Below are 26,402 nucleotides of genomic sequence, written 5' to 3' on the forward strand. Positions count from 1 at the left end.
GCGTTTTCATGAACACCATTGAACACTTTGTAGACGTCCTGGTCATTGGCGGCGGCACAGCCGGGCCGATGGCCGCCGTGAAAGCCAAACAGGCCAACCCCGATTTACGTGTGCTTTTGCTGGAAAAAGCCAACGTCAAACGCAGTGGCGCGATCAGCATGGGTATGGATGGCCTGAACAATGCGGTAATCCCTGGCCACGCCACGCCTGAGCAGTATGTGCGTGAAATCACCGCAGCCAACGATGGCATCGTCAACCAGAAAACCGTCATGGCCTATGCGCAAAACAGCTTTGCCATGATTGAAGAACTGGACCGCTGGGGCGTGAAGTTTGAGAAAGACGAAACCGGTGACTTTGCCGTGAAAAAAGTCCACCACATGGGCAGTTACGTCTTGCCCATGCCTGAAGGGCATGACATCAAGAAAGTCTTGTACCGGCAACTCAAGAAAACGCGGGTGGAGATCACCAACCGGCTGGTTGCCACGCGCCTGATGACTGGCGCAGACGGACGCATAGCGGGCACCTTTGCCTTTGATTGCCGCACCGGAGAATTTCATATCATACGTGCCAAATCGGTCGTGCTGGCCACGGGCGCAGCAGGCCGACTGGGTTTGCCGGCATCCGGTTATCTGTTTGGGACCTACGAAAACCCCACCAATGCCGGCGATGGCTACAGCATGGCGTTTCATGCCGGGGCTGAGCTATCGGGTATTGAGTGTTTTCAGATCAACCCGTTGATCAAAGATTACAACGGCCCGGCCTGCGCCTACGTGACTGGCCCATTTGGGGGCTACACCACCAACAGCAAGGGTGAGCGGTTCATCGAGTGTGATTACTGGAGCGGGCAGATGATGCTGGAGTTCCAGCGAGAACTGGCCGGTGGCAACGGCCCCGTTTTCCTCAAGCTGGATCATCTTGCCGAAGAAACCATCAGCACCATCGAGACCATTCTGCATACCAACGAGCGTCCCAGTCGTGGGCGTTTTCATGCCGGACGTGGCACGGATTACCGCGAGCGCATGGTGGAAATGCATATCTCGGAGATCGGCCTGTGCAGTGGGCATTCGGCCTCTGGCGTGTGGGTGGATGAACACGCAGCGACCACCGTGGCCGGGCTTTTCGCCGCAGGTGATCTGGCATGCGTGCCGCATAACTACATGCTGGGCGCGTTTGTGTATGGCAAGTTTGCTGGCGAATCTGCCGCGCGCCACGCATTGGCGCATGAGCACGCCAGGGTTGACGCTGGCCAGATCGAAACCGAGCGCAATCGCGTACTTGCGCCGCTCCTGCGGGAGGCCGGCCTGCCGCCGGCACAAGTGGAGTACAAACTGCGCCGCATGGTGAACGACTACCTGCAACCGCCCAAGGTCACCCGCAAGATGGAGATCGGTCTGGAGCGCTTTGAGGCCATCCGCGACGACCTGGAGCAACTTTCTGCCCGTAACCCGCATGAGTTGATGCGCGCCATGGAGGTCTACGCCATCCGGGACTGCGCAGAAATGGCTGCGCGTGCTTCATTGTTCCGCACCGAAAGCCGCTGGGGCCTGTACCACGCCCGTGTGGACTTTCCTGAGCGCAACGATGCCGAGTGGCTGGTGCACGTGCAAACGCACAAAAACGAACACGGTGACATGGCCTGCTTCAAGCGCGCGCTGGAACCGGCCGTCATCACCATGAACGAGGCCGACAAGGCCGCCTATCACCAGTTGCGCATTCCGGCCAGCCAGACCGCAGAGAGGATTCCCGCATGAGCCTGCCCGTATTCGCGCTTGCCCAGCAGCGCACCACCGTTCCGGTCCGTATTGATGAGGACAAATGCATTGCAGACAAAGGCTGCACCGTCTGCGTAGACGTTTGCCCGCTGGACGTCCTGGCCATCGACCTGACCAAAGGCAAGGCTTACATGGCTTTTGATGAGTGCTGGTACTGCATGCCGTGCGAGAAGGATTGCCCGACCGGGGCAGTGCAGGTGGATATCCCGTATTTATTGCGATGAGGCAGTTGGCCGCAGCGGGTGGCCTTTGCCAGCAAGCGCCAAAGATCGCGCCTGACGGCGCCCCCAAAGAGGGCGAAAGTCAAAAGCACCGGCGATTTGCAGGGTGAGTTCGGCGCGTAATGGCAGTCCCCCAGCGCGTTCCTGCAAACACGCCCGGACCCACAAAGACAGACCAGAACACGATTTACCAGATAAGCAGAAAACTACTACTCCGGAGCAACACCATGCATTTGTTCAAAGCACTCCCGTTTTTGATGGCGCTCACACTGGGCATGGCGAACGCCGAAACCATCCGCGTCGCCATTGGCACGCAAGACACCACAATCAACTGCGCCACCGGTGGCCTGATGATCCGTGAACTCAAACTGCTGGATAAATATCTGCCGCATGACGGTAAGTACAAAGACGTAACGTATGACATCCAGTGGAAAAACTTCACCTCTGGCGCGCCGTTGACCAATGAAATGGTCGCCGACCGGCTGGATATCGGCGCGATGGCCGATTTCCCCGGTTCGCTCAATGGTGCAGCGTTTGATAAAGCGGGCAAGAAAAGCCTGTTTATCAGCGTGTTGTCCGGTAGCACACAAGGTAGCGGTAACGGCATTGTCGTACCCAAGGATTCGCCCATTCAGTCGATTGACGAACTCAAGGGCAAGACAATTTCTGTTCCGTTTGCTTCGACCTCTCACGGCATGTTGCTGCGGGCGCTCAAGGCGCGGGGTATTGACCCGGACAAAGACGTCACCATCCTGACGCAAGCGCCGGAAGTGGCTGCACCCGCGCTGCAAACCAACAAGATTGATGCGCATGCGGATTTCGTCCCGTTTGCCGAGTTGTTCCCGTATCGCGGCTTTGCCCGCAAGATTTATGACGGCTCACAGGCCAATGCGCCGACCTTCCATGGTGCGTTGGTGAGTGCCGAATACGCCCGCAAGTATCCGGAAGTGGTGGTGGCCTATTTGCGGGCGGCCCTGGAGGCCGATCGCCTGTTTGCGGCTGACCCGGAAAAATACAGCGAGCTGATCGAGAAAACCACCGGTGTGGAGGCTGAGGTGGCGTACTTGTTCCATGGCCCATTGGGGCTGCAAACGCGCGACTTTACCTGGAAGCCGGAATATCGCCAGGCACTCAAGACGTCGATTGATACGCTGCACTACCTGAAAAAGACGGACGCCAACCTGGACGTCAACACCTTTGTCGATGACCGTTATCTGCGCGAAGCCTTCAAGCTCTCTGGCAAGGATTACGACGCGGCCCTGAAGGACTATGACCGTTTGCCGCTCAAGGCCAACGATGCGCTCACGGGCAAACCCATCACCAATATCAAGCGTGTGGCGCAGGTATGGGTGGCAGGGGAAGCGCATGTGCGCAGCTATGCCTCGCCGGAAAACGCCTTTGCCGACGCACGCAAGCTTGAGGGTGAAAACAAGAAGATCCGCGTGATCTACACCCAGGATTACAACAGCGGCATCAAGCTTTTTGCCAGCCAGGCCTGGTTTGTACGGGATACCAAGGGTCAACTGGCGGCGTTCCTGGCGAAAGACGCGGCTACGGCCTGGGCCAAAGCCAACAACGGCGCCGTGGTGGATTATGCCGCTGCCCGCCAGAGCGCCAAACTGGCCAGCAACTGAGGAAGCGCGCATGACCACCGCCACGGGCCTTGCCCTGTCCAACCCACCCAAACCATCCTGGGCATTGCGCTGGCCCGCGGCGGGGCGTTATGCAGCGCAAGCGGGTTCTTTGCTGGCGTGCGTGTTGCTCTGGCATCTGGCCAGTACGCGCCACTGGCATGCGGGTTTTGTCACCTTTGCCAACGTGCCCGCACCGCTAGAGGTACTGGATGCCGCGCATGAGCTGCTTGAATCACCCAAACTGTGGCTGCACCTGCGCGCCAGTCTGCTGCGGGTGGGCGCCGGCTTTGCCATTGCCAGCGTGCTGGGCGTGGCCGCCGGGTTGTTGATTGGCCGTTTTGAATGGGCGCGGCGCGTACTGCTCACCCCGCTGGAAGTATTGCGGCCGATCCCGGCCGTGGCGTGGATTCCGCTCTCTATTCTTGTTTTTCCCTCGTCTGAAGCCAGCATGATTTTCATCACCTTTGTTGGCGCGGTATTCCCGATTTTGCTCAATACCATTCACGGCGTAGAGGGCGTGGACCCACGTTTGACGGCCTCTGCCCGGAGTCTGGGAGCAGGGCGCTGGCGGGTTTTCCCGGAGGTGATCTTGCCCGCTGCCGCACCTGCCATTGTGACCGGCCTGTCGATTGGCATGGGTACGTGCTGGTTTTGCCTTGTCACGGCGGAGATGATCTCCGGCCAGTTTGGGATCGGCTATTACACGTGGGAGTCTTATACCTTGCAGAACTACGCCAGCATTGTGGTGGGCATGCTGTTGATTGGCGTACTGGGCATGGGTAGCAGTGTGCTGATTCGTGTCATCGGCCAGTGGCTGATGCCTTGGCAAAAGGGGCGTGTATGACAACACGTGATCATCCTGCCGCTATTCGCCTGCGGCAATTGTCCATTCACCTGGGGCGTGGCCCGGCCGCATTTGAGGCGGTTCAAAATGTCAGTCTGGACATCGAACCCGGTCAATTTGTTTGCCTGCTGGGGCCCTCCGGTTGCGGCAAGTCAACCTTGCTGGGTGCGCTGGCCGGTCATCTGAATCCGGCTGCCGGCCAGGTCTTGCTGGATGGTGAAGAGGTAGCCGGGCCAGATCCGGAAAGGGGGCTGGTGTTTCAGCACCATACGCTGTTTCCCTGGAAAACCGTGGGCCAGAACGTGGCGTTTGGCTTGAAGATGAAGGGCACCGATGCCGCGACGCGTCAGCGCCAGGCGCAAGAGTTCCTCGATCTGGTGGGCCTGGCCGGCTTTGCCCGGCACTACCCCGGCCAGTTGTCTGGCGGCATGCAGCAACGGGTAGAAATTGCCCGGGTATTGATCAACCACCCGCGTGTCCTGCTGATGGATGAACCCTTTGGCGCGCTGGATGCACTTACGCGGCTCAAGATGCAGGAACTCTTGCTGGAGATCCGGACGCGCATTCACACCACGGTCCTGTTTGTGACGCATGACATTGATGAAGCGCTGTTGCTGGCCGATCGCGTACTGATCATGAGCCCGCGCCCCGGCCGCATTATTGAAGATCTGCCGGTAGATTTACCGCGTCCGCGCTTTGACACCACGGGCTCTGCGCGCTTTGCCAGTTTGAAGCAGCATTGTCTTTCACTGTTGCGCCATGACGAACCGGCCACCAGCCTGCCGCGGCTGACGCCTTTAGGCGCGCCGCCCGCACATCAACTCCAGTTTGCCATTTGATATGACCGATACCTTGTTTGCACCCCTTGATCCGGCACTGGCTGCTCGCTTGCAAAGCACAGATGCCGCCATCCGCCGCGTGGCCCTGTTTGAACTGGCGGATGAAGAAAACGAAGACAATCTGCCGCTGTTGATAGCCGCCTTGACTGACACCGCCGCCGTGGTGCGCGCTGAAGCTGCGCGTTTGCTGGCTGGCTGGGAAACACCCGATGTAGTCGATGTATTGCTTGGTGCGCTGCTCGACACGGATGAAGACACACGTCATGCCGCCGCGCAAAGCCTGTCTGAACTCAAAACCGGAGCAGCTGCCGACACATTAATGGCATGGGCAGGGCATTCAGACCCTTTTGCGCTGGCTGCCGTGTTGCGCACCTTGCGGGAACTGCGCTTGCCGCAAGCCGCTGGGCCAGCCTTGCTTGCGTTGACGCATGCCGAAGCGCAAGTCCGGCGTGAAGCCGTGGGCGTGCTGGGCTGGCTGAAATCCACGTCTGCCTTGCCTCAATTGGGTCAGCTGGCCAGGGAGGACGAGGACGCCGAAGTGCGGCGTGCCGCCAGTGGCGCCCTGGGTTTCGCACAGGGGGATGAAGTACTGGCTGACTTGCTGGCTGCGCTGACAGACCCGATCTGGCAAGTGCGCGAGGAAGCCGCCGGCACGCTGGGCAAGTTACGGTTGAAGTCTGCACTCCATGCGTTGATTGGCGCGCTGGAAGACGATTTCTGGCAAGTGCGTCTGCGTGCGGCCCGCGCGTTGGGACGGGTTGGCGAGCCTGCGGCTATCCACCCTTTGCAGGCAGCCTTGACGCATCCTGCCGGTAATCTGCGCAAAGAGGCAGCCATTGCCTTGGGCGAGATCGGCGATCTGGTCGCCGCCCCGGCACTGGCACTGGCCGCCGCTGACCCAGACCCGGAAGTGCGCAAAGCCGCGCGTCTGGCACTGGTGCGTTTGCACGGCGCTACACCTTGACGCCGCAGCAAGTTGTCCTTACACCAACCGCGCTGCTTCTGGATTGGGGCGATGGCGCAGTGCGGCTGACTCACGCCGCGTTACGCGGTGCTTGCCGTTGCAGCCAATGCGAATCCGCGCGCCGGCAGGGGCATCCACTTGCGTTGTCGCAAGATGTGCGCATTGTCCGGCTGGAAGCGTTGGGACATTACGCGGTGCAACTGGTATTCAGTGACGGACATGATCGCGGTATTTATCCGTGGGAAATGTTGGCACGGCTGAGCGCTTTGGCATTGCAGGTGTCTGCCAGCACCTGAAGCGAGGGTTTGGGGCCCACAAACAAAACCGCCACGTCGAACCACGTGGCGGTTTTGTTTTACCCCTGCAGACCCAACATCAAACAGCCTGGACTTGAGCCTCGCCCCGCGCCGCAAGCTCCAGCGCCGTGGGTACGCGCGTACCAAAGATTTCGCCTTCCACCAGTTCTGAATGAAAGCCATCCGGCCCGACCGGGATGTCGCCGACCAGTGTGGTTCGGTAAAGCACGCGTTCTACCTCGATATGATCGAGATCTTGCGGTGCCAGGTGTGAGGTGGCGCGGTTGTCCCAGAACGCAATATCGCCATTGTTCCAGTGGAAACGCACGGTGTAGGCCGGGCGGGTGATCTGCTCGAAGAAGAGTTCCAGCAGCTTGCTGCTTTCCGCAGGAGACACATCAACGATATGAGACGTGAATCCAGGATTAACAAAAAGTGCGCGCTCGCCCGTTTCAGGGTGTACGCGTACAACCGGGTGGATCGCGACCAGGGGGTTCTGGGCAAAACGCTGCGCCAGCTTGCTGCCGGCCGGCAAACGCAGATTGGCCGCAAAGCGGTGTTCGGCCCGGAGCGTATCAGCCAGGGCGCGCAGGGGCGCAGACAAGCCCTCATAGGCGGCAACGAGGTTGGTCCACTGGGTGTCGCCACCAAACGAAGGGACGTTGACTGCCCGCAGTATGGATGCAGCTGGCGGGTTTACTGCGGCTGTGACATCGGTATGCCAGCGGTTTTCATAACTGGCGCGGCGCAGACCGTTGCGGCGTTCATAACGGCTGCGGTCAATCGGCAGGATTTCCGGATGCCCATCAATGGGCTGGTCTTCGTGCGGGTGGGCGTAAGTGACTTCACCAAAACGGCGGGTAAATGCCACCTGAGCGGCATGGTCAATCTGCTGACCGCGAAAGAACACGACCTTCCACTTCAGCAATGCCTGGCGAATGTCATGAATGGCCGCATCACTGATCGGGCCGGCCAGATTCACATTGCCGATTTCGGCGCCGATATGGCCCGCGAGTTGTGTCACCGTAATGCCAGAAGGCGCAGTTGTCGTAGACATGTTGTCATTCCTCATCAAGCGCAAAGCGCATAAGAAGGCCCGCAAACCGGGCAAGAAAAGCCGCGTCAATTCAGGTTGTGATGTCAGCCTGTGACGTCATCGGGTACTTGCAGAAAGCGTGCCAGCCCTGCACGCCAGAAATACGCACCGGAGCTGACGGTTTGACTGGCCTGGTTGTCCCGTTTTGCACTTTGCCTGGGGCAAACTGTTGCAATCGGGCCAGTGCGGGCGCTGACCCAAAAAAGCCCGCGTCGGCGGGCTTTGAAGAAGTCAAACCATGGCAGGAGAGGCGTGTTGGTGACTTCGACCCAGATAGCTGGCCAATGCGCTCAGGCCAGCGCACAAGACGAAATACACCAGACCCGCAAACAGGAATACCGGCACCGGGTGGATCATGACGCGGTTGCTGACCTGGCTGGCGACGGTAGAGAGTTCGTTGATGCCCACCACATAAGCGAGTGAAGTGTCCTTGATCAGGGTGATCCACTGGTTCACAAAGCTGGGCAACATCATGCGCAGCGCCTGCGGCAGGATGACATAACGCAGCACCTGCCACCGTGTCAGCCCTAATGAATACGCGGCATTCCACTGGCCCTGCGGGAGTGCGGCAATTCCGGCGCTGACAGCGTGAGCCAGATAAGCTGCGCTAATCAGCGAGAGCGCGCAGACCACCGGTACCAGCCCGGGGACGTTCAGGCCAAACAGAATGGGCAACAGGAAATACACCCAGAAAATCAGCATGAGTACAGGGATGGCCCGCAAAAAGCCGAGCACCAGGAGCAAAACCTGACGTGACCAGCCCCGCAATACCGCCAGCAATACGCCCAGCAGCAGCCCCCCTGCGGCAGAAGCCAGGCCGGACACTACGCTGAGTACCAGTGTGAGGGCTGCGCCACCCAGTGGGCCATCTGGCCAGGTTCCCCACAGCAGGTAATCCAGGTTGGCGTGAATGACTTCAAGCGCTTCCATGGTCAGTTTCCCGCCGGCAGGGCAACGCGTTGTTGTACCTGGCGCGCCAGGACATCCAGTATCGCAATGAGGCCGATATACCCCAGGGTAGCGACTCCAAATGCCTGAAAGGTCAGAAAACTGGCCGCTTCGACCTGGCGGGAGGTGTATGACAATTCGGCCAGCCCGATGCCCATGGTCAGCGACGAATTCTTGACGATATTCATGTACTGCCCGAACAAGGGCGATAGGGCATGGCGCAAGGCCTGGGGCAGGATCACATGGCGCTGCATTTGCCAGCGCGTCAGCCCGCTGGCGGCGGCAGCTTCGTACTGCCCTTTGGGGACGCCGCGAATACCAGAACGAATGTCTTCAGCCACAAACGCTGTGGCATAGAGGGTCAGCCCGAAAGTACCCGCCAGAAATTCGAACGATGGCCAGCCCAGTGTGCAACCGGCCAGATTGAGAGGGTGTGGCGTGTTCAACCAGAGCATGGTGTTTTCGGGCAACAGATTGGGCGCCGCGAAATACCAGAAAAACAGCTGGATCAATAACGGTGTGTTGCGAAACACCAGCGTGTAGCACCGTGCCAGAAGGCGCCACACCGGTTTTTTTGCATCCCGCGCCAGGGCAAGGGTAAACCCTGCCAACGTTGAGAACACAATGGCGATAACCGCGATCCATGCGGTCATGAGCAAACCATTGGCCATCCAGGTCAGATATTTGGGGGCAAGCAACTCAACAGTCATGATGCAGTTGGGCATTCCAAAAAAAACGCGCCATCAAGATGGCGCGGTGTCTTTGCAAGACAAGTGGATGGAGAGCTCGAAGAAAGTACCGGGATCGGTTTACTGCGCGCGGATGTGCGCGTCGCCGATCTTGAATAGCCGTGGCAGCGGCGCTTTGGTGTCCGGGCCAAACCAGCGATCGTAAATCTTGCTGGCTGTGCCGTTCTTTTCCAGATCCTTGAGGGTGTCGTTCAGGTAGGCCACAAGACGGGTTTCACCCTTGGGTACGCCCACGCCTTCCAGTTCTTCAGAAATGGAGAACCCCGGGATTTCGTATTTATCCTTGTCCGGCAAGTTGCCCAGGATGGCCACCAGCTTGGAGCCATCTTGTGTGATGGCCTGGACATTGCCGTTGCGCAGGGCCGTCAGCGCGAACGGGGTGTCGTCATACAGCACCACCGTGGCATTGGGATATTTCTCACGCAGCGTGGCTTCCATTGTCGTGCCTTTGTCGGCACCTACCCGCAGGCTGGCAATCTGGTCTGGCGATTTAAGCGCACCCTTGCGCGCCAGAAATTGCTGCCCGGAGGCAAAATAGGGAACGCTGAAATCAATGACCTTGGCACGTTCAGGGGTGATTGTGAAGTTGGCAAAGACCAGATCGACTTTATTGGCGGTCAGCAGCGGAATGCGATTGGCCGGGTTGGTCGGGACAATCTCAAGTTTTACGCCAAGGCGTTTGGCCACTTCCTGAGCGTAATCGACATCCAGACCGATGATCTTGTGGGTTTTTTCATCCACAAAGCCAAATGGCGGGTTACCGTCAAATGCGGCCACGCGGAGCACACCCGCTTTTTTGATGTCATCCAGTTTATCGGCCATGGCAACGCCTGAGGCCAGACCAAGCAGTAGCAGAGCAAGTACCTGAGTTTTGATTTTCATGATGTTGTTCCGACAGGGTAAAAGAGTGCGGTTTGTTGTCCTGCTCGGGCTGGTCAGGATCGCTGAGCAGCCGCTATGCACCGCATCTTAAGCAATTCATTAAATTTATATAAATTATATAAAATACTGTTGATATAACAAACTGTGTTGTTTTGGGGGCCAAAACAGCAAGAGTCATGTGTAGAGCTGTACAAGTTTTTGATCTGCCGGGCTAATTTTCTGGCGGAGTGGGCCAGAGATGAGCGACCAAAACGCGAGGGTTTTCAGCTCATCCGGCTCAATGCCTGGCATGGATCGGCGCGTGGTTCCTCAACGCCGGGGCGAAAAAAAGCCCTGGGTGATTCCCAGGGCTTTTTCATGAGCGCTCGCGGTTATGGATAACTGGCTACCGCGCCGTTTTGCCCGATATTGCTGCCACCGGTATTGTTGATCACGTTGCTGATCAGACTGGTGCCATCCAGCGAGACAGTGATCAGATCAGTGAAGCTCACACCGGGTTGCTGCGGTGCTTCAATGGCATTGGCCAATGCCACGTTGCGGCCGGTGGTTACAAAGTTGAAGCTGTAGATCCCGACCCCATAGGCCTTGTGCGATGTGACGGAATCGGCCACTTTGTACGACGGGTAACCGTTCTCGCTTCCGTTCATCCACGCAGCCTGGTTGGGGACGTCGTACGGCTCTTCGCTTTGATAGAAATACACGCTGCCGCCGTTGCCGTTCCACAGGGTCTGATACTGCTCGAAGTGCTCTACCGCCAGCCCGTACATCGTGACGTTGTCGCCATTCACCACCAGCCCGTTGATGGCCGGGTTGATGGTCCAGCCTGTGGTGGTCAGACCAATATCACCATGATCGGCACGCCACAGCCAGAAGTCATCCCCGATCACGTTGTTGCTGTTGATCTCTACTGCGGTATGCGCCTTGCCGGCAATCTCGCCGCCGATGCGGGCATAGATGTCATAGAGGCAGATGGGGTTGGCTGCGTGGCTGACACCGGTCACGCTGGTGCCTACCTTCAGCAATGCTGGCGACGACGTTGTGCCGGCATCAAACAACAAGCCGGAGATCTTCACGCCATCGACATCGGCCACATCCATCGCATCCAGCCCCGTATCGGCTTCCAGCGTGGCCACACCCAGACCCAGTACCACCGTATCTGGCCGGGTAATGCGGATGGTGTCGGTCAGGTGATAGACACCCGGGGTGATGATCAGGTTAAGCCCTCTGGCCAGCGCGGCATTGATGGTCTGCGCGGTGTCGACGTTCTCTTTGGCGATGTAGAACTGGCTGATCGGCAGTGAAGTACCTGCCTCGGTGCGGCCATGCCATGTGGTGCCCGTCGTGTTGGTATTGAGCGCTGGCACAAATACGCTGTAGTTGCCGCTGCCATCAATGGTCAGGAACGGTTTTTCACGCACGACCGGTGTTTGTGCGACGACGGTCAATGGTGGTGATGGCCAGGTGCCCGGTGTGGGCGGGTTTTGCACGCCAACAAACACCATGTTCCACACACCACCCACCCACGACGCCCATTCCGTATTGCGGCTGAACCATTGTTGCTGCGAGCACGAGTTGATCTGGCCATCAATCAATGTGTCCGAGATAAAGCCACCACTGGAATAGCCACACCAGGGCGAACTCAGGATGACATCGCCTTTGACATGCACCCGGCGCATTGGCGCGGCTTGCGACACAGCCCAGCGTACCGGGTAGGGCGTAACGGAAGCCGGGTGCTGAACGGACAGGTTCTCAGCAGAGCGCCAGAAATTTTGCGTTGCATCCTGGCTCATATTCAGCCAGTCCGCTTCGACATGCAGGTCATCGACCTGAACATCGTCGGGCGAACTTCCCAGACCGATCACATGGGTATAGAACCCTACGTTGATGTCGACGGGGTAATTGCCTGGTTTGAACATCAGGGCAAAACGGTTGGTGCCGAACTGATTGCTGTGCTGTTGAGAGTAGATATTATTGATCTGGCTTTGTATCGAGGCAGTGTCCATGCCTGGGTCAAAGATCAACACGTTGGGGCCAAAGTCCACTTTGGCATTTGCCGTCGGCGCAGGGGTTGGTGTCACCGCCGGTGCTGAGGTTTCGGTCGTTGAACCGCTACCGCCGCCGCAGGCTGCCAGGGCCAGCGTCAGTGCGCTGAGCGCGCCGAGCGTAAAGTACTGCCGGGTACGACATTTCATGCAAAAACTCCTCCAGACTGTTTTTGATCACATGCCGGCTTTGTGTGGACTCTTTGGCCCCCGGTCAGGTGATGCCGCGATCTGCATGTGCTCATGCTGCGCAGCGTATTCATTGAGTGATATTTCCGGTTCGGTGACCGGATTGGCAGCTCCAGATAATCCATACCGGGTTGATGTACCGCAGCCAAACACCTCACTCTTGTCCAGAGAGTGATAATTACAAATGAAGATATAAATCAGCGGCTTGCCTGCGGTTGCGGGATACTGCATGGCCATGAAACCGATTTCAAATACGGCAATATGCTTATCGTTTGCATCAGATTGGTGCAAAGAAATGAACGGGAAGGCCCACCAATTGGGGGCCCAAACCGGTTTTGTTCATGTGCACAATGCTCCGGTAACAAAAGGGTGCGATGACGTTGCAAAAACCACAAAACAGGGCGTTGGGGAGTATCGGGCGGGGTTTTTTGTTACGCGGCGCGTGAGGGCACAGGCAAGACGCCAGGGATTGGAGAAGGGGCACACCGGATAATCAAACTCGGCGGCGTAAAACGGAAATGCTGAAGAGAATTAGCCTGTTGCACAGGCTGACATATCAGGCGCCGGCCAGCGTAGCGATGTTGGTCCAACGGTAGATAAAAGTAGGCACTGTTGAGCCATCTGGTGCATTCCAGACCGATTCCTGGGCGTTTTGGGCGCCATGAAGGGCATAGAAGTTCTGGGCATTCTGATTGGTCTGGTTGACGAGCAGATACAGACCCTGGCCCGGATTGTGTTCTTCACATCGGCGGGCGATCTCTAACAACAAACGTCGACCTACCCCTTGCCTTTGAGACGCTTGATCAACATGCAGGTTGTCCAGATACGAACCCCACTCCGCGTGTTCTCCAACATAGGCGCAAGCAAAGCCGTGCACTCGTCCGCTCGCATGCGCGATCAGCACAACCTGGTTCGACCTGGGCTTATAAAGCCGCTGCAGCCAGATTGCCTTGCGCTCAGCGGGGACTGTGTGTGCCAGATAATCTGGTGCCAGGACGTCGGCATAGGTGGCCTGCCAGCTATTTGCGTGGAGGATGGCAATCTGTTCGGCATGTTCAATGGCAGCAGGAGCGAGCTTCATGATTAATCAACCACGGTGATAAATGGGGCACTGCACGTCTGTCATATTGAAGAGCGCACGAAGAGACCGAAGGACCATAGCCCCAATGCGGTCATGGCCAGTGAACCACCCAGATGGGCTGCAATGGTGCCTAGCGCCCACGCCAGTTGCCGCTGATTCATCAGCAACACGACTTCGGCAGAAAAGCTGGAAAACGTGGTTAGCCCACCCATAAACCCCGCGACGATAAACAGACGTGTTTCAACCGGGATGTGCACATTGTGCTCAAACACGGCAATCGATAAACCAATCAGATAACCGCCGATGAGATTTGCAGCCAGCGTACCCAGTGGCAGGGCAGGCAAAACTGGATTGAGCAAGGTACTTAACAACCAGCGTAACCAGGCGCCCAACGTGGCGCCAATACCCACTGAAAGCAAAGACAGGATCGTCATCGAATACCTCCCGGTCTGGCTGTGCGCGGCTTGAATGAAAAATGCCTGCACAGACTATCCATCAGTCAAATGCAGGCATCATCAGCCCCGCAGGGCGGTTCCAGGAGGTATGCCATCTCCTGATTTGAAGGTAGCTGAAAAACCGGAAAAGTCACGCCGGCATATGTATCTGTGGTGTACGGGCTTAAGCGTCGCCTCTGCCCAGAAAAGCCCGGATTGCGCTGATCTGGCCCTGGGTGTTGAAGTCCAGCACATCTACAACAAACAGTTCGACCGTACCATCCACCAGAATGCGCAATTCGCCAGCAACCGAAGAGGCAGATTCATAAAGGCGCAGGATGTCGATCTGAATGCTTTGCGCCGCAGCGAAATTGGAGCGCGTTTCTGCCAGCGCAGCCTCAATGCCCCGAACCGAGATCTTCCAGTCGCGCAGCGCGACGTCGGGCGCAAACATGGCGCCAATCTCGTTGATATTTTTGTGTTCGTAGGCCTGTAGATAGGCTCGAAAGCGGTCGAGGTTGGTTTTTGGACTCATGATTGGATTCGCCAGGCATCGGGTATGAGATACGACGTATGAGTCTAACCAGGTCTGGCCAGGGTGTACCAGAATATCCAGCGCTCAGGTGCCGGAGCCAGGCGCATGGAACAGAATAAAGAAATAGCTCAGCCAGAAAAAAGAAAACCGGGCAGAAGCCCGGTTTTCCTTGCAATCAACCAACCATTAAGTCCGGATTAGAAATCCGAGTGTTTTTTCATGGATCAATGTGGATTGATCTTTATTTATTTCTGCATAGCCATGATTTTAATGAATTTGTTGGATTTTTGGAAGATTCTGATGTTGACTTGCCGGTACCGAAATTGATAGGGTTTGCCTACATGGCGCCTACACGGTGATTGAGATGAAGAAGGAAAACTTTACCGTTACGAGAATCAGTGCGTACCGCTGCGAAGATGGGAAGCAGCAAAGCATTTTCTGGGATGCGAAAACACCAGGATTGGGTTTGCGCGTGACACAGTCGGGTTCTCGAGCGTACGTGTTTGAGTCCCGGCTCGTTGGTAAGACATTGCGCATTACCATTGGGGACGCTCGCGTCTTGGATTTGGGGCGAGCTCAACTGGAAGCTACACGTCTCAAGGCTTTGGTAGGTGAGGGTATTCACCTTAGCTCACGGCTGTAATGCGACTTTCAGTCGTTGCGCGACGCAATGAGAATATCCAGTAGGGACAACGCCGTTGCTTTTAAACGGTCTGTGTCCTGATATACACGCTCAATAACCACCAATCCCCGGGTAAAGGTCACCAGTAGCCGTGCCGCACTCTCCGGTGAGCAAGTCAAAGCTGACTGGCTTTCCTTGGACCTCAGGCTGGAAGCAAGAATACGTTCCAGTCGGTCGAGCATTCCCCTGAGCACCTCGGCCACTGGCTCTTCAAGTTGATCGCCCGTAAAGGCTGTTTTGGTCGATAGGCAGCCGCGAGTGGGGACGCCCATGGTCATGGACCCGATCACGAACTCAAAAAAAGCCTCTAGGGCCTGGCGCAAATCAGGTGCAGTCAGGGTTTGTTCTACCTGTTGCAAGAACCGGTTTGAGTACATCTCGAACACCTTCAGGAATAGATTCTCTTTTCCCTGATACGCGTTGTAGAGCGACCCGCGCTGCACGCCCGTAGCGGCAGCCAGTTCCGGCATGGATGCCGCGGCAAAGCCCTTTTGCCAGAAGTATTCCAGCGCTTTTTCCAAGGCTTGTTCCTCATCAAATTGCCTTACCCCTGCCATTGATAGCCCCTCCAGGTCTTTAGTTAGAGATCATTAAACTTATGTTTGACACGTGTGTCAAGATTGTTTAGGGTGCCATTATTGACATTAGTGTCAAACATGGTTGGAGCAGGCCGGGATCGATGTGATTGCGGTAGCTGTTCCGGTTTTTTTCTTCCTGAGGGAGGGTCTGATATGACAACCCAAATTGCATCACCCGCACCCGTGACGACGGCAAAGTCGACCATGTGGCTGCATATCTTTGCCGGGCTGTGCGCCAGCCTGGTCAGTATTGGTCTGGCCCGGTTTGCCTATACGCCGTTGTTACCGCCGCTGATTCAGGCGCACTGGTTTGCTGCCGCCGATGTCGTTTATCTGGGGGCCGCAAATCTGGCGGGCTATCTGGTCGGGGCATTGGTGGGGCGGCCCATCGCGGCACGTCTCAGTAACACGTGGACATTGCGGCTAATGATGGCGCTGGTCACTCTTGCGTTCTTTGCATGTGCCTGGCCGGTGTCGGTGGGCTGGTTTTTCTTCTGGCGTCTCATGTCTGGCGTTGCCGGTGGGGCGATCATGGTGTTGGTTGCTGGCACGGTGTTGCCGCATGTACCTCCTTCAAGAAGGGGGTTGGCCAGCGGTGCCGTTTTTCTTGGTTTGGGTTTGGGTGTTGCGGGTTCCGGCACGGTGGTACCGTTGCTGCTGGGCTTTGGCTTGCATGCCACCTGGTTGGGTCTGGGGGCGATTGCGCTGGTGCTGACTGTAGCGAGTTGGTGGGGATGGCCCGCACCTGAATTCCAGACTGGCGCAAAGGCGCATGAAGCAGGCATCCGGCTTGGGGTGCAGGTCCGTCAGCAGGTGACGACGGTTTACGCCGAGTACGGTTTGATGGCACTGGGCCTGGTTCCCACCATGGTGTTCCTGGTCGACTTTATCGCCCGCGGTCTGGGCGCCGGTGCACATACTGGTGCGTTGTTCTGGATTCTGTATGGGGTGGGTGCCATCTTCGGTCCGCCGGTATACGGTTTGATGGCGGATGCGTTGGGTTCCAGATTGGCATTGCGTCTGGTATTGCTGGTTCAGGCGTTTGTCGTGGGCTTGCTGGCGTGGTCCAGTAATCTGGTCGTCATCGGCGTCCTGACACTATTGATTGGCAGTTTCCCACCGGGGATTGTGCCGCTGGTACTGGCACGTGTTCATCACATCGTGCCCCACAATGCGCATCAGCAAAACGTGATCTGGAGCCGGGCAACCACCGTGTTTGCGGCGGCCCAGGCGCTGGCCGGGTATGCCTATGGCAGTCTGTTCAACCACAGCAACGGTGATCACCGCCTGCTGTTTGTTATTGGCACGACATCACTGGCCATTGCGCTGGCTGTGGATCTGTTTAGTCGGGTTACAACCACTGCGCCAGTTGTGGAATGAGCTGTGAGGCTGAGAGTGCGTGCTGTCCTGCTCCGGGCGAACCTGGAGCAGGACAATATGCCGAAGGACAGCCCAAGCAGAATTAGCCGGGGACCTTCGCAAATTCGATGCGGGATGAATCTGCTGGCGCGCGGGTAAAGTCCAGAGGCAAACCATCGGGGACAATACCGCTGGGGTTCAAGGTTCGGTGACTTTCATAGTAGTGACGCCGGATGTGCTCGAAATCAACGGTTTGCTTGATCCCTTCCATATGGAAGATGTCGCGCAAATATCCCGACAGATGCGGATAGTCCGCGAGACGTTTCAGGTTGCACCTGAAGTGATCAACGTAAACAGCGTCGAATCTGACCAGCGTGGTGAACAGCCGGATGTCTGCTTCAGAGAAGCGATCTCCAAGTAGAAAGCGCCGGCTGGAGAGTCTTAGCTCCAGCCAATCCAGGGCGCTAAAGAGCGGGATCACCGCTTCTTCATAAGCCGTCTTGCTTGTGGCAAAGCCAGCACGATAAACGCCGTTGTTGACGGCTTCGTAGACAAGTTGATTCAGTTCATCAATCACGTCGCGGTGTGCTGCAGGGTAATAATCCCCCTCAAGCGCGCCAACTTGATCAAATGCACTGTTGAACATACGAATAATTTCGGATGACTCGTTACTGACCACGGTGCGCCGCTGTTTGTCCCAAAGAATGGGGACGGTGGCTCTGCCGGTATATTTCGGGTCAGCCAATTGATAAAGCTGGTAAAGGTAATCGACACCGTTGATGTCGTCAGGGATGACACCCGGGCCTTCGGCAAAGGTCCAGCCGTATTCCAGCATCAGCCAATGCACAGATGAAACGCTGACCATTGGCGCCAAACCCTTCAGATTGCGCATGATCAAAGTGCGGTGAGCCCACGGGCAGGCAAGGCTGACATAAAGGTGATAGCGACCGGCTTGTGCTGCAAACCCGCCTTCGCCGCTGGGCCCCGGTTGGCCATCAGGCGTGATCCAGTTCCGGAAAGACGAGTTTTGACGAACAAACCGACCCCCAGTCGATTTGGTGTCAAACCAGACGTCCGACCATTGTCCTTCTACGAGCATTCCCATATCAAACCTCTGCAGCGCCGCAACCCGGCACTTTGCCGGGTTTCTGGCGTATTTATTCTGCCTGGATGAGCGTGAAAGACGTGCGGGCTATGGATTGACGTCGTTCGATTTTGTCGAATGACCACGGATGTCGGCGGTGATTTTCGCCTCGTCATCGGCACCTGAAACCGGCGCAATGACCAAAGCGAGAACGGCGATCAGCAGCAAAGTGGCGAAGAATAAAGAGTCGGGATACATGGCACGCTCCAGACGTTACCGTTTCACGGCATGAGGGTTCAGGGAATCAGAACAATCTTGCCGGCGCGATGGGGTTTGCCTTCCAGCATTCCATGAGCCAGTTTGGCCTCTGACAAGCGCAGCACTTCCCCAACGCGTGTATGCAGACGGTCTGCATTGAGTTGCTCGCCAATGGCGTTGAGGACGTCTGTCTTGACCGAAACCAGCAGGAAATCGCTGCGGATATTCTTTTCGGCTGCACGTGCTTTATCCGGCTCGGTGACGGCAGAAACCAGCACGCCGCCTTCGCGCAGCACCGTCCAGGACGCGTCATGAGTGACTGCACCGACAAGGTCAATGACCACATCAATATTGTTGGCGTAGCTGGCAAATGAACCTGTGCGCGCAATGACGACTTCGTCCGCACCCAGGGAGCGCACGTAGTCCGCGTTGGCACTGGAGGCAGTGCCAATCACATAGGCGCCGGCGTTGTGGGCCAACTGGACGGCATAAGCACCCACATTTCCGGCAGCACCGTGGATCAGCACCCGTTGACCCGGCTGCAGTTCGGCGTAATTGAATAACATCTGATGGGCCGTGACTGCCAGTACCGGTGCGGAGGCGGCTTCTTCGTAGCCCAACTTTTGCGGCTTGAGCGCAATCATGTCCACATGCGCAATGGCATAGTCGGCGTACCCGTCGGTAAATCGCGGATTGGTCACGCCGTAAACTTCATCACCTACCTTGAGGTGATCTACATCCGGGCCAAGGTTCACCACGATGCCGCAGATGTCTGAGCCAGGGGTCAATGGCAGCGGCTGCGGTACAACGCTATGACCGGAACGAACCCATGCGTCCCAAGGCCCTACACCTACGGCGAGTACCCGAACGAGCACCTGACCCATGCCCGGGGTCGGCACCGGAACGGTGGTGTAGTCCAGCTGGTCAATGCCGCCAAATTCCCGGACAACCACAGCATGCGCATTGAGAGGTACTGACAGACTGGCTGGACGTGTTGCAGCGGCAGCGGGCGTTGCATTGGTATTGGAAACCTGGTTCATGATCCACTCCATTGGACCGGTTTTGGGCCGGATTTGCGTTAGCGATACGTCACTCTAAGTTGTTGCCCCGGCGGTTTACATCGCCAGTTTTCAGGATTTTCAGGGAACCAGTTGCCTTGGTATTTGCGTGAATCAATGGCCTACTGCCGGGCCACTGGAACCGCGTGCAGCGTGAGCAAACCAGATCAGCGGGATGATCACGATGAAGATCACGCCGGAAATCCAGAAGATGTCGTTGATGCCGAGTTGGGCTGCTTGTGTGTTGAGCTGCCTTTCGTAAAAAGCCAGGGCGCTTTTGCCGAATACCGGCTCAAGCATGTTCATGGCGTCGGCAAAGATCGGACTGGAGGTGCTGGCGGCCTCGGTCAGTTGCGCATGGTGCAAGATGGTCCGGTTACTCCAGGCCGTCGCCGCCAGGGAAGTGCCCACAGCGCCACAAAAGACCCTGGTGAAGTTGGATAACCCGGCTGCTGCAGGGATTCTGGCGGGAGGCAGGTCAGAGAGGATGATGGCGGTAAGTGGAACAAAGAACAGAGCAGTAGGTATGCCTTGCAACAGGGTCGGCATGACCAGCGCCCAGGTGTCCACCACGGTGGTGTAATGCGAGCGCATGAAGAACACACCGGCAAAGCCCAGAAACGCTAGCGTTGCCAGAATGCGTGCGTCCGACTTGGGGACGAGCTTACCCATCACCGGCGCGAGGACGACGGCAAAGATCCCCAAAGGCGCGGTGGCCATACCCGCATCAACAGAGCGATAGCCAAGGTAGGTCTGCATCCACTGCGGCAGCAAAACCAGGTTGGCGAAGAAAACGGCGTAGGCCACTGAAATCGCGATGGTGCCGGCTAGAAAATTGCGCCCGGCGAATAACTTCAAATCAATGATCGGGTGCGCGTCAGTGAGCTCCCAAATCACAAAGCAGACGAAGGCGATCACGGCGGTGAGCATCAATGCCCAGATGACGGGAGAACTGAACCAGTCGAGATCCTTGCCCTTATCGAGCATGATTTGCAGTGCGGCAACCCACACGACCAGCAGGCCAAGACCCACTTTGTCGACCGGAATTTTCCGGGTCGGGCTTTCCCGGTCGCGGTAGATGGCCCAGGTCACGCCCGCTGCAAACAGGCCCACCGGAATGTTGATATAGAAGATCCACGCCCAGCTATAGGCGTCAGTAATCCATCCACCCAGTGCCGGCCCGACGATGGGGCCGACCGTCGCCGTCATGGCCCAGAGCGAGAGTGCGGAGGCCCCTTTATCTTTCGGGAATGAGCTCAGCAATAGCGCCTGTGATAACGGGATCAGAGGCCCAGCTACTGCACCTTGCATGATGCGGGCAGCCAGCAAGAACACGAGATTCGGGGCAACACCACACAGCCATGAAGACAAGGTGAAGAGCAAAATGGCCCAGACAAACAGCTTGACCTGACCCAGACGCATGGTGAGCCAGCCGGTGAGCGGAATGGACACCGCATTGGCCGCTGCAAACAGCGTGATCACCCAGGTGCCTTCATCCACCGATACGCCCAGGTTGCCCGAAAGCGTAGGAATGGCGACGTTGGCAATGGAAGAGTCCAGCACATTCATGAACGTGGCCAGCGCGACCGCAACTGAACCAAGAATCAGCTTGCCACCGGTGAGCGGAGGAAGAGTTTGTTCCATTTCATGCCCCGCGGCCGCGACGCGGATCGCTCACCAGATTGGCGGTGATGATCTGCTCGATGAGTCGGTCCGCCTCATGCGGATCTTGGGTAAACACGTCGGTATGAAATGCAGTGCGTGCTGTCGTACTCATGTTGGCACCCGTTTGCTGGTGCACATCGACATCCACGGTCATCGATAGCCCGATTTGCAGAGGGTGTTCCGCCAGTTCACGCGGGTTCAGCGTAATCCGGACTGGCAGCCGTTGAACGACCTTGATCCAGTTGCCGGTCGCGTTCTGGGCGGGCAGGGCGGCGAACGCGGCACCCGTACCGGCAGAGAACCCGGCCACCTGACCGTGATAAACCACTTTGCCACCCCAGGCGTCGGCCACCAGCTCCACAGGCTGCCCAATACGGACATGCTGGAGCTGGACTTCCTTGAAATTGGCGTCGACCCAGACTTCATCCAACGGCACGATGGCCAGCATCTGATTGCCCGGAGCCACACGCTGACCAATCTGGACGCTGCGGCGGGCGACGTAGCCACTGACTGGGGCAGCAATACGGGTACGAGACCAGGCCAACCAAGTGTCGCGGACCTTGCTGGCTGCTGCCAATACGTCCGGATGCTGCGCGACCGGCCCGGCGCCACTTAATGCCAGGTTGGCATGGGCTGCCTGTTGCGCGGCTTCCAGCGCTGACTGGGCTTCGTCGACGGTGCGGCGGGCGTGATCGAGGTCTTCGGCAGAAACACTACCGCTACCAATCGCGGTAAGCCGCCGCGCCAGATCCTGCTGCGCCCGGGTCAGTTCTGCGCGCCGGGATGCAATATTGGCGTCCAGAAAATGATTGTTGATATACGTGGCGCTGACCTGGCGGGTGGTGCGGGCGAGCTGGGCTTCTGCATTGCTCAACGCCAGTTGGGTATCTGCAGTATCCAGTTCCACCATGGCTTCACCGCGTGTCACATGCTGGGTGTCATCCGCATTGATGCGTACCACGGTCCCGGCAATTTGCGGCGTCAGTTGCACCAGGTTGCCGTTTACATAGGCATCGTCGGTGCTGACGCTGTAGCGGGCGACGAGGAGATACCACGCAAGATAGGCAATGGCCGCAATGATCACCAGCAAGGCAACCAGCAGCAGTCCTGCCTTGCGTTTGCGTGATGCCGGTGCAGCGATTTCAGTGGTCGGTGTGGAAGTCATGGTGATACCTGTTTGAGTAAGTGCGCGGGAGGTTCATTCGCGGTTCGCGCTGGCAAGGTCAGCGTTAGGGTCTGCCTGCGACTTGAAGCCGCCGCCCAGTACGGCAGCCAGAGCGATCGCATCGTCGCGCTGATCTGTCTGCAGATTGATGAGTTGCCGTTCAGCAAAAAGGACCAGTAAGTCAGCACGCAGAACGCTGATCTGGGTGGTGAGCCCGGCATCAAACTGGCCTTGAGTAATGGCGTAGGCTTTTCGCGCTGCAGTTGCCGCGGTCTGGGCTTCGGCGATCTGGTCGGAAACAGTATGAATGCGGTTGAGGTCGGTGGCCGCTTCGTCGAGCGCAGACACCAGGGTCTGGTTGTAAAACGCAATCGCCTGATCCATCTCGGCATAGCGCAGTTTGAGTTGGGCCCGTAAACGGCCTGCATCAAAAATGGGCAGGTGAATGGCCGGGCCGGCAGCGACCGTCCGGCTTGAGGACTCCAGAAAGCGGCTAAAGCCGAAGGCGTTCAAACCCAGCGCGGCGTTGAGATTGATGTCGGGATAAAAGTCAGCCCGTGTCGATTCCACCTCATGACCGAAGCTGTCGATACGCCAGCGGGCAGCGACCAAATCTGGCCTGCGGCTCACCAAGTCAGCAGGCAAGTTGTCGGGGATGGCGGGCGTGGAAAACGCGCTTTGTTGCGGACGCGCCAATTGCAAACCCCGGTCTGGCCCGGCGCCAGCCAGTGCGGCCAGTTTGTACTGCGTGGCCGTGATGCGTGCATTCAGTGCCACAATGTCTGCGCGGCTATCGGCACTCAGACTGGTACTGGTTTCGCGCTCAATGGCGTTATCCAGACCGGAACTGAAGCGCTGATGAGTCAGCTTTTCGATCTCTTCACGGCGCTGCTTTTCTTCCTGCGCGAGGTCACGCAGCGCATACAAACCGGCAAGTTGGTTGTACGTGCGGGTGATGGCCGTCACCAGTGTCAGTTTCACCTGCTCGGTCTCTGCCGTTTGGGCCTGCACCTGCGATAACGCCGCCAGATCAGCCTGCTTGAGCTTGCCCCAGAAATCCAGCGTATAGCTCGCGCCGATCACCACCCGGTTGTCCGATTGCCAGCTACCCGAGTAGGGCGGTGGAATCAATCCATTTTCGGTGTAGCGAGTTCTGGTCCAGGCATAGTCGGCTCGCACATCTGGCAGGCGGTCAGCCTGCGTGCTCTCATTGAAAGCTTGTGCCGCCGCAAGGCGGGCGCGTGCTTCGGCAAGACTGGGGTTGGCCGCCAGCGCTTCGGCAATCAGTTGCTTGAGTTGCGCATCGCCGAACGCATCAGTCCAGTTGGTATCCGGCCAGCGGCCTCCCTCTGTAGGCAGGCTTTGCGCTGATTGCAAACTGGCTGGCGACATCATTAAGCCGGAACCATGTATGCCGCTCGGGCTAACGCAAGCGCTTAATGACAGGCACAGCGTCAGCAGGCTCGCAGTGAGGGTAGTGTTCAGGCTGGACTTCATGATGCAATACCGCCCGTTGTCTTGAATGTGCCACCAACAATACGCGCCGGTTTGTCTGCGGAAATCAGAGGGAGGTCTGGGGTGCCAGCCTTACCAAAAGCCGAGTCTGACGGTCGCGATGTGTTGCCCGATTGGGCCGCAGGCGCATGCCCGTCAAAGGCAACTGCACTGGCAGAAGCGAGTAATCGTTGCAAGCCAGCCATGACCTGCATGTTCGCTTCTTCCATTCTGGCTGCCGCAGCAAAAGCCTCATCCAGCCGGCCCTGATGGTAGAGATCTACTGCCTGCGCGGCATTTTGGTGAACCTGGCTGTGGGGCCCGTCCAGCTCGGCGTAGCCCGGCACCTTGGCAAAGCGCTGGCGGATTTCGTCGGTGGCGTAGCACTGCCCAAGGGCGCAGCCATGGTGATCGGGTAATTCGGCCGAGGTCATTTTTGAAATACCCATCAACACCTTGTAAACCTCAAGCTTCAAGGTGATTTCTTCCATGTTGGCCATCTCAACGCGCCCCAGTCCGGCGGACTCGACCAACCCGGCATTCATCTGCTGGACCGATGCCAGTACGGAGTCCATGCCGCCGGTGGCTTCAGCGGATTGCTCCAGCATCAGATCCATCAGCTGGGCATTGGTCGACACGTTTTGCCACGCATCGCTGGTGTCTTTACGTACTTCCGCCATTACTTCGTTGATCTGTGCTGTAGCGGTGGAGGTGCGTTCTGCTAGCTTGCGCACTTCGTCGGCGACCACGGCAAAACCGCGGCCGGCTTCGCCCGCACGGGCGGCTTCAATGGCAGCGTTCAGGGCAAGCAGATTGGTTTGTTTGGCGATGGCACCGATCAACTCCACCATCTGGCCGATCTGGTCGCTATGGTCATTCAGTCGCTGGATGGCCGCGCCGGTTTCGGCTCGCTTGGCACTCACTTCATGCAGGGTCTGCGTCATCTGCAGAAAGTGGCCGCGATAATCCAGCGAGAGCGTGCTGAGTTGCTGCGCAGCCTGGCGCTCATCAGCGAGGATATTGGCCAGACGCCGTTGCGAGCTACCCGTGGTGGTCAGCGAATCGCCAAAACGGGCCAGTCCGCTGAACAGCCGCGGGAGCCGTGCCAGTTGCAGGTCCAGACCGGTCAGCTTTTCCTGTTGCGCGGCAAATTGCGCATCTTTGTGTGCAAGTTGAGCGCGTAGTCCCAGGATTTCTGAGTCGCGCGCTTCGGTTTGCGCCAGCGCTTCGTGATAACGACGGGTAGTGGTCAACATGTTCGTTTCCTCAATCCGGCGGGCGCAAGAGTGGAGGGGAGGCAGCAAGCCTTTCAGCCTGCCGCACACCTCAAACCGACGTATTGCCAATGCGCTCGGCAGTGTGGATTTATTGCGCAGGGATGGGCTGCTTCACGGGGTGATTGCCATCCAGGATCGAGAACACCAGCAGCTTGGCAGGCTCAGAGTCACTCGCGTTACGCGACACCAGGTGATGCGTGCCCGGCGCCTCGTACCAGCTTTCACCTGGTCCATATGTCTTTGCCGGTTCGTCACCCAATTGAGAAGTGATGTGACCCTCCAACACGTAGGCGAAGATGGGGCCTGTATGCATGTGCGCCTTTGAAGTCTGGCCCGGCGCGTAATTCACCGTGATGATCAAGACGTGGTCGCCCGATTGGGGCGGAATATCCTGCTTCATGACTGGCGTCACGGTTTCTTCACCAGCGTCATGGGCATAAGCCCGGACCGGGGCCCAGGCTGCAGCGGCCAAGACGGCTGCAGCAAACATGAACCGGACACTCAGGTTTTTTTCAAAGGCGCGCATGATATTTGTCCTCAGGCCGGTGTTTTACGGAAGCCGATTGCCAGACGGTTCCAGCCGTTGATGGCAATGACCAGCAGGGAGAGATCGACGATTTCTTCTTCGCTGAAATACGGCTGAACGGCGGCCCAAACGGCATCTGGCACATGGGAGGCAGAAACCAGGGTCAGTGCTTCGGTCCACTCCAGCGCAGCGCGCTCGCGATCGGTAAAGAAGGGGGTTTCGCGCCAGACCACCAGTGTTGCCAGACGGCGTTCGGTTTCGCCACTCTTGCGGGCGTCACTGGAATGCAGGTCTACGCAATATGCGCAGCCATTGATCTGTGAGGCACGAAGGCGAACCAGTTCGATCAGGGACTTTTCGAGGGCAGATTTGCCGATACGCTCTTCAAGGCCAACCATTGCCTTGATGGCATTGCCGTTGGCTTTGTAGAAATCGAGACGTTGTTCCATGTTTTGCTCCTGTGGAATTGAGCGCGTAAAGGTGCGCTGACAGGAGCAAGATTAGACTTGGCAGTGGTCTGGAAAAATGTCCACTTTTGCGTATTTTGAGGTAGCCAGTTGGGTCTGCTTCAAAAGTGGGGCGTCGATCTGCGACCTGGGATTGATGGATAGTCAGTGCCTGACTGCAGGAGCTTATTGCAGATAGATCGAAGATGGTTCGACTACTTATTGGTGTGGATTCAACCGGTCGATGCAACAGCCTGTTGGAATCGTTCAGCCGGTGTTTCATA

General features: G+C 57.6%; 28 protein-coding genes and 1 riboswitch. Of the genes, 9 read left to right on the plus strand and 19 right to left on the minus strand.

What is annotated here, in order from left to right; genetic code table 11:
* The first annotated feature begins 8 nt into the window (after positions 1 to 8).
* From IEX44_RS17065 to IEX44_RS17095, 7 genes are all read left to right on the plus strand, one after another.
* Positions 9 to 1,751: a fumarate reductase/succinate dehydrogenase flavoprotein subunit gene (locus IEX44_RS17065; protein ID WP_188696796.1), complete on the plus strand. Its 1,743-nt coding sequence runs from the start codon at positions 9 to 11 to the stop codon at positions 1,749 to 1,751.
* Entirely contained in the window at positions 1,748 to 1,996 is a 249-nt protein-coding gene (locus tag IEX44_RS17070) for a 4Fe-4S dicluster domain-containing protein (RefSeq protein ID WP_184099330.1), read from the plus strand. The genes IEX44_RS17065 and IEX44_RS17070 overlap by 4 nt, the downstream gene beginning before the upstream one ends.
* A gap of 224 nt (positions 1,997 to 2,220) precedes the next feature.
* Positions 2,221 to 3,627, plus strand: a complete 1,407-nt coding sequence (locus tag IEX44_RS17075) for an ABC transporter substrate-binding protein (RefSeq protein ID WP_188696799.1) — start codon at positions 2,221 to 2,223, stop codon at positions 3,625 to 3,627.
* Positions 3,628 to 3,637: 10 nt separating this feature from the next.
* Complete coding sequence (locus tag IEX44_RS17080) at positions 3,638 to 4,471, plus strand: ABC transporter permease (RefSeq protein WP_188696802.1); 834 nt, start codon at positions 3,638 to 3,640, stop codon at positions 4,469 to 4,471.
* Positions 4,468 to 5,310 carry an ABC transporter ATP-binding protein gene (locus IEX44_RS17085; RefSeq protein ID WP_188696805.1) on the plus strand — a complete coding sequence of 281 codons (843 nt, stop codon included), beginning with the start codon at positions 4,468 to 4,470 and terminating at the stop codon, positions 5,308 to 5,310. Before IEX44_RS17080 ends, IEX44_RS17085 begins: the two co-directional genes overlap by 4 nt.
* Position 5,311: 1 nt before the next feature.
* Positions 5,312 to 6,274: a HEAT repeat domain-containing protein gene (locus IEX44_RS17090; protein WP_188696808.1), complete on the plus strand. Its 963-nt coding sequence runs from the start codon at positions 5,312 to 5,314 to the stop codon at positions 6,272 to 6,274.
* On the plus strand, positions 6,271 to 6,570 hold the full coding sequence (locus IEX44_RS17095; protein WP_188696811.1) for a DUF971 domain-containing protein: 300 nt from the start codon (positions 6,271 to 6,273) through the stop codon (positions 6,568 to 6,570). Before IEX44_RS17090 ends, IEX44_RS17095 begins: the two co-directional genes overlap by 4 nt.
* 79 nt (positions 6,571 to 6,649) lie before the next feature.
* On the opposite strand, the gene IEX44_RS17100 is transcribed toward IEX44_RS17095, so the two are convergent.
* From IEX44_RS17100 to IEX44_RS17140, 9 genes are all read right to left on the minus strand, one after another.
* Positions 6,650 to 7,627, minus strand: coding sequence for a TauD/TfdA dioxygenase family protein (locus tag IEX44_RS17100; RefSeq protein ID WP_188696814.1), 978 nt, complete (start codon positions 7,625 to 7,627; stop codon positions 6,650 to 6,652).
* Positions 7,628 to 7,897: 270 nt separating this feature from the next.
* Positions 7,898 to 8,596 carry an amino acid ABC transporter permease gene (locus IEX44_RS17105; protein WP_188696817.1) on the minus strand — a complete coding sequence of 233 codons (699 nt, stop codon included), beginning with the start codon at positions 8,594 to 8,596 and terminating at the stop codon, positions 7,898 to 7,900.
* A 2-nt stretch (positions 8,597 to 8,598) separates the two neighbouring features.
* Complete coding sequence (locus IEX44_RS17110) at positions 8,599 to 9,324, minus strand: amino acid ABC transporter permease (RefSeq protein WP_229679252.1); 726 nt, start codon at positions 9,322 to 9,324, stop codon at positions 8,599 to 8,601.
* Positions 9,325 to 9,423: 99 nt separating this feature from the next.
* Positions 9,424 to 10,245, minus strand: coding sequence for an ABC transporter substrate-binding protein (locus IEX44_RS17115; protein ID WP_188696826.1), 822 nt, complete (start codon positions 10,243 to 10,245; stop codon positions 9,424 to 9,426).
* Between the two features lie 371 nt (positions 10,246 to 10,616).
* Positions 10,617 to 12,437 carry a pectate lyase-like domain-containing protein gene (locus tag IEX44_RS17120; protein ID WP_188696829.1) on the minus strand — a complete coding sequence of 607 codons (1,821 nt, stop codon included), beginning with the start codon at positions 12,435 to 12,437 and terminating at the stop codon, positions 10,617 to 10,619.
* A gap of 27 nt (positions 12,438 to 12,464) precedes the next feature.
* Positions 12,465 to 12,713 carry a hypothetical protein gene (locus IEX44_RS17125; RefSeq protein WP_229679253.1) on the minus strand — a complete coding sequence of 83 codons (249 nt, stop codon included), beginning with the start codon at positions 12,711 to 12,713 and terminating at the stop codon, positions 12,465 to 12,467.
* Positions 12,714 to 13,032: 319 nt separating this feature from the next.
* Positions 13,033 to 13,557 (minus strand): GNAT family N-acetyltransferase, encoded by a 525-nt coding sequence (locus IEX44_RS17130; RefSeq protein WP_188696836.1) that lies wholly within the window; start codon positions 13,555 to 13,557, stop codon positions 13,033 to 13,035.
* A 41-nt stretch (positions 13,558 to 13,598) separates the two neighbouring features.
* Positions 13,599 to 13,991 carry a fluoride efflux transporter CrcB gene (gene crcB, locus IEX44_RS17135; protein WP_188696839.1) on the minus strand — a complete coding sequence of 131 codons (393 nt, stop codon included), beginning with the start codon at positions 13,989 to 13,991 and terminating at the stop codon, positions 13,599 to 13,601.
* Positions 13,992 to 14,056: 65 nt separating this feature from the next.
* A riboswitch (Fluoride riboswitch) is annotated at positions 14,057 to 14,120 on the minus strand.
* Between the two features lie 55 nt (positions 14,121 to 14,175).
* Positions 14,176 to 14,526 (minus strand): nuclear transport factor 2 family protein, encoded by a 351-nt coding sequence (locus IEX44_RS17140; protein WP_188696842.1) that lies wholly within the window; start codon positions 14,524 to 14,526, stop codon positions 14,176 to 14,178.
* A gap of 364 nt (positions 14,527 to 14,890) precedes the next feature.
* Between IEX44_RS17140 and IEX44_RS21345 the strand changes: the two genes are divergently transcribed.
* Entirely contained in the window at positions 14,891 to 15,169 is a 279-nt protein-coding gene (locus tag IEX44_RS21345; RefSeq protein WP_188696845.1) for an Arm DNA-binding domain-containing protein, read from the plus strand.
* A gap of 8 nt (positions 15,170 to 15,177) precedes the next feature.
* On the opposite strand, the gene IEX44_RS17150 is transcribed toward IEX44_RS21345, so the two are convergent.
* Positions 15,178 to 15,729 (minus strand): TetR/AcrR family transcriptional regulator, encoded by a 552-nt coding sequence (locus IEX44_RS17150; RefSeq protein ID WP_229679254.1) that lies wholly within the window; start codon positions 15,727 to 15,729, stop codon positions 15,178 to 15,180.
* A 210-nt stretch (positions 15,730 to 15,939) separates the two neighbouring features.
* Here IEX44_RS17150 and IEX44_RS17155 point away from each other — a divergent pair, with 210 nt between their 5' ends.
* Positions 15,940 to 17,166, plus strand: coding sequence for a YbfB/YjiJ family MFS transporter (locus IEX44_RS17155; protein ID WP_188696850.1), 1,227 nt, complete (start codon positions 15,940 to 15,942; stop codon positions 17,164 to 17,166).
* Between the two features lie 82 nt (positions 17,167 to 17,248).
* Here IEX44_RS17155 and IEX44_RS17160 read toward each other — a convergent pair whose 3' ends face one another.
* From IEX44_RS17160 to IEX44_RS17200, 9 genes are all read right to left on the minus strand, one after another.
* The gene (locus IEX44_RS17160) at positions 17,249 to 18,250 is read right to left on the minus strand and encodes a glutathione S-transferase family protein (RefSeq protein WP_188696853.1); all 1,002 of its coding nucleotides are present in this window, start codon (positions 18,248 to 18,250) and stop codon (positions 17,249 to 17,251) included.
* Between the two features lie 87 nt (positions 18,251 to 18,337).
* Positions 18,338 to 18,487 carry a hypothetical protein gene (locus IEX44_RS17165; protein ID WP_188696855.1) on the minus strand — a complete coding sequence of 50 codons (150 nt, stop codon included), beginning with the start codon at positions 18,485 to 18,487 and terminating at the stop codon, positions 18,338 to 18,340.
* A gap of 38 nt (positions 18,488 to 18,525) precedes the next feature.
* On the minus strand, positions 18,526 to 19,527 hold the full coding sequence (locus IEX44_RS17170) for an NADP-dependent oxidoreductase (protein ID WP_188696858.1): 1,002 nt from the start codon (positions 19,525 to 19,527) through the stop codon (positions 18,526 to 18,528).
* A 132-nt stretch (positions 19,528 to 19,659) separates the two neighbouring features.
* A complete protein-coding gene (locus IEX44_RS17175; protein ID WP_188696860.1) occupies positions 19,660 to 21,189 on the minus strand; it encodes a DHA2 family efflux MFS transporter permease subunit in 1,530 nt (509 codons plus the stop codon).
* 1 nt (position 21,190) lies between these two features.
* Positions 21,191 to 22,375, minus strand: a complete 1,185-nt coding sequence (locus IEX44_RS17180) for an HlyD family secretion protein (protein WP_188696862.1) — start codon at positions 22,373 to 22,375, stop codon at positions 21,191 to 21,193.
* Positions 22,376 to 22,408: 33 nt separating this feature from the next.
* Positions 22,409 to 23,872: an efflux transporter outer membrane subunit gene (locus IEX44_RS17185; protein WP_188696864.1), complete on the minus strand. Its 1,464-nt coding sequence runs from the start codon at positions 23,870 to 23,872 to the stop codon at positions 22,409 to 22,411.
* A complete protein-coding gene (locus IEX44_RS17190; RefSeq protein WP_188696866.1) occupies positions 23,869 to 25,125 on the minus strand; it encodes a methyl-accepting chemotaxis protein in 1,257 nt (418 codons plus the stop codon). Before IEX44_RS17190 ends, IEX44_RS17185 begins: the two co-directional genes overlap by 4 nt.
* A gap of 109 nt (positions 25,126 to 25,234) precedes the next feature.
* A complete protein-coding gene (locus IEX44_RS17195; RefSeq protein ID WP_188696868.1) occupies positions 25,235 to 25,672 on the minus strand; it encodes a cupin domain-containing protein in 438 nt (145 codons plus the stop codon).
* 11 nt (positions 25,673 to 25,683) lie between these two features.
* A complete protein-coding gene (locus IEX44_RS17200; RefSeq protein WP_188696871.1) occupies positions 25,684 to 26,121 on the minus strand; it encodes a carboxymuconolactone decarboxylase family protein in 438 nt (145 codons plus the stop codon).
* Positions 26,122 to 26,402: the final 281 nt, after the last annotated feature.

This window comes from Silvimonas amylolytica (genome assembly GCF_014645555.1).
Lineage (GTDB): Bacteria > Pseudomonadota > Gammaproteobacteria > Burkholderiales > Chitinibacteraceae > Silvimonas > Silvimonas amylolytica.

What these genes read in the sequence shown, in the direction of transcription:
- IEX44_RS17065 (WP_188696796.1), top strand. Translation starts at nt 9, where the DNA reads ATGAACACCATTGAACACTTTGTAGACGTCCTGGTCATTGGCGGCGGC.
- IEX44_RS17070 (WP_184099330.1), top strand. Translation starts at nt 1,748, where the DNA reads ATGAGCCTGCCCGTATTCGCGCTTGCCCAGCAGCGCACCACCGTTCCG.
- IEX44_RS17075 (WP_188696799.1), top strand. Translation starts at nt 2,221, where the DNA reads ATGCATTTGTTCAAAGCACTCCCGTTTTTGATGGCGCTCACACTGGGC.
- IEX44_RS17080 (WP_188696802.1), top strand. Translation starts at nt 3,638, where the DNA reads ATGACCACCGCCACGGGCCTTGCCCTGTCCAACCCACCCAAACCATCC.
- IEX44_RS17085 (WP_188696805.1), top strand. Translation starts at nt 4,468, where the DNA reads ATGACAACACGTGATCATCCTGCCGCTATTCGCCTGCGGCAATTGTCC.
- IEX44_RS17090 (WP_188696808.1), top strand. Translation starts at nt 5,312, where the DNA reads ATGACCGATACCTTGTTTGCACCCCTTGATCCGGCACTGGCTGCTCGC.
- IEX44_RS17100 (WP_188696814.1), bottom strand. Translation starts at nt 7,627, where the DNA reads ATGTCTACGACAACTGCGCCTTCTGGCATTACGGTGACACAACTCGCG.
- IEX44_RS17105 (WP_188696817.1), bottom strand. Translation starts at nt 8,596, where the DNA reads ATGGAAGCGCTTGAAGTCATTCACGCCAACCTGGATTACCTGCTGTGG.
- IEX44_RS17110 (WP_229679252.1), bottom strand. Translation starts at nt 9,324, where the DNA reads ATGACTGTTGAGTTGCTTGCCCCCAAATATCTGACCTGGATGGCCAAT.
- IEX44_RS17115 (WP_188696826.1), bottom strand. Translation starts at nt 10,245, where the DNA reads ATGAAAATCAAAACTCAGGTACTTGCTCTGCTACTGCTTGGTCTGGCC.
- IEX44_RS17120 (WP_188696829.1), bottom strand. Translation starts at nt 12,437, where the DNA reads ATGAAATGTCGTACCCGGCAGTACTTTACGCTCGGCGCGCTCAGCGCA.
- IEX44_RS17125 (WP_229679253.1), bottom strand. Translation starts at nt 12,713, where the DNA reads ATGGCCATGCAGTATCCCGCAACCGCAGGCAAGCCGCTGATTTATATC.
- IEX44_RS17130 (WP_188696836.1), bottom strand. Translation starts at nt 13,557, where the DNA reads ATGAAGCTCGCTCCTGCTGCCATTGAACATGCCGAACAGATTGCCATC.
- crcB (WP_188696839.1), bottom strand. Translation starts at nt 13,991, where the DNA reads ATGACGATCCTGTCTTTGCTTTCAGTGGGTATTGGCGCCACGTTGGGC.
- IEX44_RS17140 (WP_188696842.1), bottom strand. Translation starts at nt 14,526, where the DNA reads ATGAGTCCAAAAACCAACCTCGACCGCTTTCGAGCCTATCTACAGGCC.
- IEX44_RS21345 (WP_188696845.1), top strand. Translation starts at nt 14,891, where the DNA reads ATGAAGAAGGAAAACTTTACCGTTACGAGAATCAGTGCGTACCGCTGC.
- IEX44_RS17155 (WP_188696850.1), top strand. Translation starts at nt 15,940, where the DNA reads ATGACAACCCAAATTGCATCACCCGCACCCGTGACGACGGCAAAGTCG.
- IEX44_RS17160 (WP_188696853.1), bottom strand. Translation starts at nt 18,250, where the DNA reads ATGGGAATGCTCGTAGAAGGACAATGGTCGGACGTCTGGTTTGACACC.
- IEX44_RS17165 (WP_188696855.1), bottom strand. Translation starts at nt 18,487, where the DNA reads ATGTATCCCGACTCTTTATTCTTCGCCACTTTGCTGCTGATCGCCGTT.
- IEX44_RS17170 (WP_188696858.1), bottom strand. Translation starts at nt 19,527, where the DNA reads ATGAACCAGGTTTCCAATACCAATGCAACGCCCGCTGCCGCTGCAACA.
- IEX44_RS17175 (WP_188696860.1), bottom strand. Translation starts at nt 21,189, where the DNA reads ATGGAACAAACTCTTCCTCCGCTCACCGGTGGCAAGCTGATTCTTGGT.
- IEX44_RS17180 (WP_188696862.1), bottom strand. Translation starts at nt 22,375, where the DNA reads ATGACTTCCACACCGACCACTGAAATCGCTGCACCGGCATCACGCAAA.
- IEX44_RS17185 (WP_188696864.1), bottom strand. Translation starts at nt 23,872, where the DNA reads ATGAAGTCCAGCCTGAACACTACCCTCACTGCGAGCCTGCTGACGCTG.
- IEX44_RS17190 (WP_188696866.1), bottom strand. Translation starts at nt 25,125, where the DNA reads ATGTTGACCACTACCCGTCGTTATCACGAAGCGCTGGCGCAAACCGAA.
- IEX44_RS17195 (WP_188696868.1), bottom strand. Translation starts at nt 25,672, where the DNA reads ATGCGCGCCTTTGAAAAAAACCTGAGTGTCCGGTTCATGTTTGCTGCA.
- IEX44_RS17200 (WP_188696871.1), bottom strand. Translation starts at nt 26,121, where the DNA reads ATGGAACAACGTCTCGATTTCTACAAAGCCAACGGCAATGCCATCAAG.